The organism is Thermosediminibacter litoriperuensis (assembly GCF_008124715.1).
Taxonomy (GTDB): domain Bacteria; phylum Bacillota; class Thermosediminibacteria; order Thermosediminibacterales; family Thermosediminibacteraceae; genus Thermosediminibacter; species Thermosediminibacter litoriperuensis.
The window spans coordinates 1-7,359 of the sequence record NZ_VNHO01000051.1 but is presented as its reverse complement, the minus strand read 5'-3'; the positions used below and the strand labels follow the sequence as shown (position 1 = coordinate 7,359).

At 51.8% G+C, this 7,359-nt stretch carries 10 protein-coding genes, 1 pseudogene and 1 riboswitch; of the genes and pseudogenes, 8 read left to right on the top strand and 3 right to left on the bottom strand.

Going from position 1 to position 7,359, the window contains the following annotated elements:
* From LZ11_RS12025 to LZ11_RS12005, 5 genes are all read left to right on the top strand, one after another.
* Positions 1-329, top strand: a 329-nt coding sequence (locus tag LZ11_RS12025; protein WP_222927236.1) for a transposase, incomplete at its 5' end; no start/stop codon positions are given.
* A gap of 62 nt (positions 330-391) precedes the next feature.
* Positions 392-524, top strand: a riboswitch (cyclic di-AMP (ydaO/yuaA leader).
* A 2-nt stretch (positions 525-526) separates the two neighbouring features.
* Positions 527-1,000, top strand: coding sequence for a septal ring lytic transglycosylase RlpA family protein (locus tag LZ11_RS13210; RefSeq protein WP_222927269.1), 474 nt, complete (start codon positions 527-529; stop codon positions 998-1,000).
* A gap of 353 nt (positions 1,001-1,353) precedes the next feature.
* Entirely contained in the window at positions 1,354-2,073 is a 720-nt protein-coding gene (epsC, locus tag LZ11_RS12015) for a serine O-acetyltransferase EpsC (protein WP_148868100.1), read from the top strand.
* On the top strand, positions 2,021-3,418 hold the full coding sequence (gene cysS, locus LZ11_RS12010) for a cysteine--tRNA ligase (RefSeq protein WP_148868099.1): 1,398 nt from the start codon (positions 2,021-2,023) through the stop codon (positions 3,416-3,418). The genes epsC and cysS overlap by 53 nt, the downstream gene beginning before the upstream one ends.
* A 16-nt stretch (positions 3,419-3,434) precedes the next feature.
* Positions 3,435-3,848, top strand: coding sequence for a Mini-ribonuclease 3 (locus LZ11_RS12005; RefSeq protein ID WP_148868098.1), 414 nt, complete (start codon positions 3,435-3,437; stop codon positions 3,846-3,848).
* On the opposite strand, the gene thyX (LZ11_RS13090) is transcribed toward LZ11_RS12005, so the two are convergent.
* Complete coding sequence (gene thyX / locus LZ11_RS13090) at positions 3,817-4,188, bottom strand: FAD-dependent thymidylate synthase (RefSeq protein ID WP_342782621.1); 372 nt, start codon at positions 4,186-4,188, stop codon at positions 3,817-3,819. The genes LZ11_RS12005 and thyX (LZ11_RS13090) overlap by 32 nt on opposite strands.
* Before the next feature lie 474 nt (positions 4,189-4,662).
* A pseudogene (gene thyX, locus LZ11_RS13085) lies at positions 4,663-4,962 on the bottom strand (FAD-dependent thymidylate synthase); the annotation flags it as partial.
* Positions 4,963-5,041: 79 nt separating this feature from the next.
* Between thyX (LZ11_RS13085) and rlmB the strand changes: the two are divergent.
* Genes rlmB through sigH form a run of 3 tightly spaced genes read left to right on the top strand, consistent with a single transcriptional unit; the run spans position 5,042 to position 7,032 of the window.
* Positions 5,042-5,806 carry a 23S rRNA (guanosine(2251)-2'-O)-methyltransferase RlmB gene (gene rlmB, locus LZ11_RS11995; RefSeq protein WP_246110817.1) on the top strand — a complete coding sequence of 255 codons (765 nt, stop codon included), beginning with the start codon at positions 5,042-5,044 and terminating at the stop codon, positions 5,804-5,806.
* A complete protein-coding gene (locus LZ11_RS11990) occupies positions 5,799-6,329 on the top strand; it encodes an NYN domain-containing protein (RefSeq protein WP_148868096.1) in 531 nt (176 codons plus the stop codon). Before rlmB ends, LZ11_RS11990 begins: the two co-directional genes overlap by 8 nt.
* 58 nt (positions 6,330-6,387) lie before the next feature.
* Positions 6,388-7,032 carry an RNA polymerase sporulation sigma factor SigH gene (gene sigH / locus LZ11_RS11985; RefSeq protein WP_148868095.1) on the top strand — a complete coding sequence of 215 codons (645 nt, stop codon included), beginning with the start codon at positions 6,388-6,390 and terminating at the stop codon, positions 7,030-7,032.
* Between the two features lie 66 nt (positions 7,033-7,098).
* Here the strand turns inward: sigH and LZ11_RS11980 are convergent.
* Positions 7,099-7,359 (bottom strand): IS30 family transposase (locus LZ11_RS11980; protein ID WP_148866487.1); only part of this gene is annotated, 261 nt, incomplete at its 5' end.

Here is a 7,359-nt window from a genome sequence, read left to right as displayed (position 1 = left end):
GGCATATATGGGAGCATTACGTGGAAAAAGCGGAAGATATAAGACACACCCAATGGGGTAAAGAACTATACAAAATGCGCGGCCAGACCATCGAGCGGGTATTTGCCGATGCGAAGGAAAAGCATGGCATGCGCTATACAAATCTACGAGGCTTGAGGAAAGTCGGACATTACCTCACGCTTCTTTTCGCATGCATGAATTTAAAAAAGCTGGCTTTATGGAAGAAAAGACGGGGAACGTTTCCGCCAACAGTCCCCGCTTTACATTCGTTTTTCTTAAAAATTTTCTTCGCCTTCAACAAAAAGCCGCTTTTAGGATGCATAACCTAAAAGCGGCTTTGTCTACAAGCTGGAGTGAGGAATGAAAACCTCACTTTTTTATTTTGCTTTAAATCTACAGTACGCCGAATTTCGCGAAGAGCGAATACGGGGGAACCGGTTTTCTGGGGTGAATCCCGAAAAGGGAGGGGCTACCTTTCGGCCCTAACCCGTCAGCTAACCCCGGAGGCGGAGAAAGGAGGGGTAAAGTGGCCGTGAAATTCGCCGCGGCTGTAATTGCAGCCCTGGTACTGGTTTTCACTGTGGGGCCTGTAAAGGGGAGCGAGACGGCGGCGATGCCGGTCGCCGACGTTGCGCCCGGGCCGGTATGCTATTCGGCCGTGCGGGAAAAGAACGCGGTCGAGAGGCCGGTGAATAACCTGCCGTCGCGCAAAAAGGTGTTTACGGGCAATGCCTCCTGGTACGGGCCGGGTTTTAACGGTAAAAGGACGGCCAGCGGCCAGGTGTTCAACCAGGAATCGTTAACGGCGGCTCACAGGTCCCTGCCCTTTGGAACCAGGGTAAAAGTGACCAATCTGAAAAACGGCAAAAGCGTAGCGGTAGTTATAAATGACCGGGGCCCTTACGTAAAAGGCCGTCATATCGACCTGTCAAAAAAAGCTGCAGAAATACTTGGAATGATCGAAAGCGGCGTTGTGCCCGTGATGATAGAAATTTTGTAAAAAACCCCGCCATTTAAGGTGGTTTTTTGCTAAAGGGGAATTCCCTTGACTTTAGTGGGAAATTCTATTATCATAAATATAAAAATCAACACGGAAAAACTGTGATGGGGATCGTAGGCCCGATATCCCTTACAGAGAGAAACCGCCGGCGGCTGAGAGCGGTTTCAAGGAAAGGCGGGACCGAAACTGCACCCCGGAGTTCAGGCCTTGAAATAGTGTAGAGGCCTGCGGCTTAGGCCGTTAAGGAAAAGAGGAAAAATCAGAGTGGGACCGCGGGCCTTTCGCCTCTGCAGAGGTGAAAGGCCTTTTTATTTCCCTGTAAATCGGCACCAAGATTGAAAGGAGGCAGAAGTATGTCGTTATTAAAGACCATCAGGGATGACATCCAAGTGATATTCGATCGGGACCCGGCGGCGAAGAGCATCCTGGAGGTAATACTGTGCTATCCCGGATTTCACGCTATCCTGATGCACCGCATAGCTCATTTCTTTTATAAAAGAAAGCTCTTCCTTATAGCCAGAATCATATCCCAGGTGGCAAGGTTTTTCACGGGCATCGAGATTCACCCCGGTGCCAAAATCGGAAAGGGGTTTTTCATAGATCACGGCATGGGCGTCGTTATCGGCGAGACCACGGAAATAGGCGACAACGTCACCCTTTACCAAGGAGTCACCCTAGGAGGCACCGGCAAGGAAAAGGGCAAGAGGCATCCCACCCTGGGCAATAATATAGTCGTGGGGGCCGGGGCCAAAATCCTGGGGCCGATAAAGATAGGCGACAACTGCAAGATCGGCGCCGGGGCGGTGGTTTTAAAGGATGTGCCGCCTAATTGCACTGTGGTGGGCGTGCCCGGCAAGGCCGTCGTCAGGAACAAAATAGATTTTTCCAAAGAGGACTTTACAAAAGTCGACCTGGACCATCACCTGCTGCCGGACCCGGTGGCTGACGTGATGAGAAGCCTGCAGAAAAAGCTGGAACAACTGGAGAAAAGGATAGATCAGCTTGAAAGGAGGGGGAAGGGTGAAAATCTACAATACCCTGACGAAAAGGAAAGAGGAATTCAGACCGCTTAATGACAACAAAGTGACCATTTACGCCTGCGGCCCCACGGTTTACGACTTTTTTCACGTGGGAAACGCCAGGGTGTTTATAACCTTCGACGTAGTCAGGAATTACCTGAAATACAGGGGCTATGAGGTGAAGTTCGTGCAGAACTTCACCGATATAGACGACAAGATGATAAAGAGAGCTAACGAAGAGGGCGTTACGGTCAAAGAGCTGGGGGACAGGTTTATCGAAGAATACTTCAAAGACGCTGACGCTCTCAATATAAAGAGGGCAGACGTGCACCCCAGGGCCACCGAGCACATCCAGGATATCATCGAATTCATAAAGGTGCTTATTGAAAAGGGTTATGCTTATGAGGTGGAAGGGGATGTCTACTTCGCCGCCAGGAAATTCCCGGGCTACGGCAAGCTTTCCGGGCAGAATCTGGAGGAGCTGGAGGCCGGAGCCAGGGTGGAGCCCGGAGAGAAAAAGAAGGACCCGGTAGATTTCGCTCTCTGGAAAGCTAAAAAGCCGGGGGAGCCTTCCTGGCCCAGCCCCTGGGGCGAGGGCAGGCCCGGGTGGCACATCGAGTGCTCTGTAATGGCCGTGAAACATCTGGGAGAAACTATTGACATCCACGGCGGTGGGCCGGACCTCATTTTCCCCCACCACGAAAACGAGGTGGCCCAGAGCGAAGCCGCCACCGGCAAGCCCTTTGCCAGGTTCTTCATGCACGTCGGTTACCTGAATATAAACAACGAGAAGATGTCCAAGTCCCTGGGAAATTTCTTCACGGTCAGGGAAATCCTGAAGGAGTATGATCCGGAAGTGCTGAGGTTTTTCATGCTTTCCTCCCACTACAGAAGCCCCATAAACTTCAGCCGGGAACTCATGGAACAGTCAAAGAGCGCCCTGGAGCGCCTTTATAACGCCCTTTACGCCATGGAGCACCTGCAGAACGCAGCTCCCGAACGGCCCCTGAACGGCGAAGAGGAGGAATATCTGAAGAAGCAGCTTGAGAACAAAAATAAACTCATAGACAGCATGGACGACGACTTCAACACTGCCGGGGCGATAGCGGTGCTCTTCGACATGATCAGGGAATTCAACGTCAGCCTGAACGAGAATTCTTCTCGGGAGGCCGTGAGGAAGACGAAGGAGATGGTTCTTGAACTGGGCGGGGTGCTGGGGTTCTTCTCGAAATTCCAGCCATTGTTGCTGGACGAGGAGATCGAGCGGAAGATAAAGGAAAGGGAGGAGGCCAGAAAGGCAAAAAACTACGCCCTGGCCGATAAAATAAGGGATGAGCTGAGGGCCAGGGGCATTATCCTGGAAGACACCCCCGCCGGCGTGCGCTGGAAGCGGGTATGATTGGAGTGATATGCTGATGGAAAGCGAAAGAAGATTGGACGTGTCAGCACTTTCCTCGCTGGCGCTGGCTTTTGTGGGCGACGCAGTTTTCAACCTCTTTATCAGAACAATGCTGGTGGGGAGCGGTAAAAAGGTGAGGGACCTGCACCACGAGGCGGTCAGGTACGTGAGGGCTTCGGCTCAGGCCGAAGTCCTCAAAAAAATAGAGGAGTACCTGACTCCCGAAGAAAAGGATGTGGTCCGCAAGGCCCGCAATGCCAAGGTGAATACGGTCCCCAAGAACGCCGACATAATGGACTATCATTACAGCACCGGGTTCGAGGCGCTCCTGGGTTACCTTTACCTCACCGGGAGGAACGACAGGCTGAACAGGTTACTCATGGCCTCCTTCGAACTGGTCAATTCCGGACGGGATACCGGCCGCAGCTGAGGTCTCCCTCCGGGCAAAACCCCGTGGCTTCGCAGGGAGCTCCGGCCTTTTTGAAAAGGTTCGGGGCTATTTTCTTTACCTCGGCCAGCATCATCCGGGCAAGTTCCCGGATTTCCGTCTGGGCTCTCTCGCAGCAGCGCAGGTTGAAGAAATTATACAGGCTCCTGACGTTCATAGTCATCACCAGATTGGTACGGGTCCCCATCGGCAGCACGTACCGGGCATCCTCCTTATCGACCCCCATTTTTACCATCGCGAGGTAGCTCTTCTTGCTGGTTTCCAGAGCGTCTATGTAGACCAAAACAGCCTCCGGATTTTTTGCAACGGCTTCGGGGAGCACAGAATAATAGCGGGTGGCGATGTAGTCTTCCAACTGCTTTTTTATTCCGCTGAAAAAGTCTGCCGATCTTCTGCAGAGTTCCACGAATTTTTCCCGCAGGTAGAGGGAACCGGCGAAATCAACTCCGCCATAGATGTAGAGGCAGAAGTCTGCCGCATCCCTTCCCGAAAGCAGGAGCTTTTCGCCTCCGGCCGCAAGTTTAAAGGGAGTGCGGGCCAGGATCGAGGAAAACGTTCCCGGAAAGGCTACCGCAAAACTGCCGTCGAATATTTGTCCTGCCGCGTCAAAAATACCCCTGACGTAATGGGAGAGGTTTTCTCCGGGGATTTCTCCGGAAAGGGCCGGCGAAACGCCGGACTCCTCTATAAAATTCTTATAAAGGGCTTTTTCCCCGCCGGCGTAAATGAAGCCCTTCAGGTAGGTTTCGTTTCCAGATCTCAGCTGAACCGCTCCGGCTTCATCTTCCTTTTTGAGTTCTTCCTTAAAGGGATTGTTATACCTCAGGCTCTGAACCGAGTAGGACGCTATCCGGTGGCGGGTGAGCTGGGCCAGCAGCGTGCGGCTGACACCTTCGACGGCGAAAGTGAAGGTTACGTGTTCGGTGGGGGACATGTGCCCCATGTCCATCAGTTTCTGTATAAAAGAAGAGATCTTTTCTTCGGTCAGGTTTTCCATGATCTCGCAGGCCCCTGCGCTGGAGTAGCAGAGGCGGGCTGCGGCGGCCACGGTTTTTTCCGGTTCGGGAGTGTGGGTTAAAATTCTAACTCTCATGATTATGCGCCTCCTTGACTTTTAAAGCAAATTAAAATATCATTGGTACAAGCATTTTACCACAATTATATCATTCCGGGGAGTGATAGTCATTCTGGAAGATAAAAAGGAGGCCAGGATAGAGGGCAGAAATGCCGTGCTGGAAGCCCTATCGGCCGGCAGGCCTTTAAATAAAATCTATATAAAAAAAGGGGAAAGGCACGGGGCTATACAGAAGATAATGGAGCTGGCAAGAAGCTCCGGTATTCCAGTAGTGGAGCTGGACCCAAAGAGTTTCGAGCACATGGCCCAAACTCGAAACCCTCAAGGGGTTATCGCCCTGTCTTCCCCGAAGGAATACGTCTCGGTGGACGACATCCTGGAAACAGCGGACAGGTGCCGGGAAGCTCCTTTCGTTTTCGTGCTCAATGAGATCACCGATCCCCAGAATCTGGGGAGTATCCTGCGCACCGCCGACTGCCTGGGGGTCCACGGCGTGGTCATTCCGAAGAGAAGGGCCTGCGGCGTAACGCCGGCCGTGGTAAAGGTATCGGAGGGGGCTGCCGAGTACGTAAATGTTGCCCGGGTCACCAATATCGCCTCAACCCTGGACTACCTCAAAGAAAAGGGGCTGTGGGTGGTGGGAGCTGACATGGACGGCGAGCCCTACTACCGGATGGACCTGACCGGTCCGGTAGCTCTGGTCGTCGGGGGAGAAGACAAAGGGCTGGGCAGGCTGGTTCGAGAAAAATGCGACCTTCTGGTTAAACTTCCCCTGCGGGGTCATGTGCCGTCACTGAACGCCGCAGTAGCTGCCGCCGTCCTGGGGTACGAAATTTTGAGGCAAAGGGAAGGAAGGCATGCCTGAAAAATATGAAGAATATTTATTAATAGACGGCTATAATGTTATAAATGCCTGGCCCGAGCTCGTCGAGGCAAAGAGCCTGAACCTGGAGGCGGCCAGAGAAAAGCTTATAGATATTATGGCCGACTATGCGGCTCAGACCGGGATAAATGTCGTCATAGTATTCGACGCCCACCAGGTGGAAGGGGGCAGGCGCATCAGCTACCGCGTGAACGGCGTGGAAGTGGTCTTTACTAAAGAAGGGGAAACCGCCGACAACTATATAGAAAAAACGGTGGATTCCATGGCCATGGGACAAAAGGTGAGGGTGGCTACCTCCGACTGGATAGAACAGCAAATAGTCATGGGCCGCGGCGCTATCCGCGTTTCCGCCAGGGAGCTCCACCAGGAGATCATGGACCTGGTCGAAAAAAGGAGGAAGCAGGAGGAAAGGCGCCTACTGGAAAGACATACCCTGGAGGAAAGGATAGACAGGAAGATCTGGAGGCTGATCATGGAGCGCCTAAAAAATGGCGGGGGAGCTTGACTACTCGAAATTCGATGAGATATAATGAAAGTGGTCTATTTCGGCAGGGGGCGATAGTGTGAATGTGGGGCTTCATAAAGACGATTACGCCTGCTACGAAGACATGCAGGACGAGGAAGTTGTATACGAAGCCAGGAGTGGCAGCCGGGAAGCTCTGGAATACCTGATCAACAAATATAAAAATTTTGTCAAATCCAAAGCTAGATCCTATTTCCTGATTGGTGCAGATAGAGAAGACATTATCCAGGAAGGTATGATCGGCCTTTATAAGGCCATCAGGGATTTCAACCCGGATAAGCTCTCGTCTTTCAGAGCCTTTGCCGAGCTCTGCATAACCAGGCAGATCATCACGGCCATTAAAACTGCCACTCGCCAAAAGCACATTCCACTAAATTCGTACATTTCCCTGAATAAGCCGATTTACGACGAGGACTCGGAGAGGACGCTGCTGGATGTGCTTTCCGAGGTGAAGATCACCGACCCGGAGGAACTCATAATCAGCAGGGAAGAAGTTGAGGACATAGAGGGCAAAATGGGCGAAATCTTGAGCAAGCTGGAGTGGGAAGTGCTGATATCCTACCTGAACGGTAAGTCCTACCAGGAGATCGCCAAGGAACTGAGGAGGCATGTGAAATCCATCGATAACGCCCTGCAGAGGGTCAAGAGGAAGCTGGAAAAATACCTGGAAGTAAGGGATATTTAGGAACGTAAAATGCAATATTAAATGCGACACATTTTTTGGAAACCCGAATGATGTTGGGTTTTTCAATCATGAAGGCTGAAGTTCGTAAGTTAGTCGCTCTATTTCCCGGAAAAAGAGTTCTGCTGGTTGCCGGTAGCCCAGGATTTTTCTGGGCAGAGTATTACACCAATTTTGCACCCGTTCGATTTGTGAAAAAGATAATTCCTTGATAGCTGTTCCCTTAGGAATTAACCGCCTGATTAGGCCATTGTGCCGCTCATTGGTGGCCCGTTCCCAGGCAGAGTAGGGATGAGCATAATAAATATCAATTCTGTGGACATTCAAATT

Coding starts and splice junctions, on each gene's coding strand:
- epsC (WP_148868100.1), top strand. CDS start 1,354: ATGTCGTTATTAAAGACCATCAGGGATGACATCCAAGTGATATTCGAT.
- LZ11_RS12005 (WP_148868098.1), top strand. CDS start 3,435: ATGGAAAGCGAAAGAAGATTGGACGTGTCAGCACTTTCCTCGCTGGCG.
- LZ11_RS11990 (WP_148868096.1), top strand. CDS start 5,799: ATGCCTGAAAAATATGAAGAATATTTATTAATAGACGGCTATAATGTT.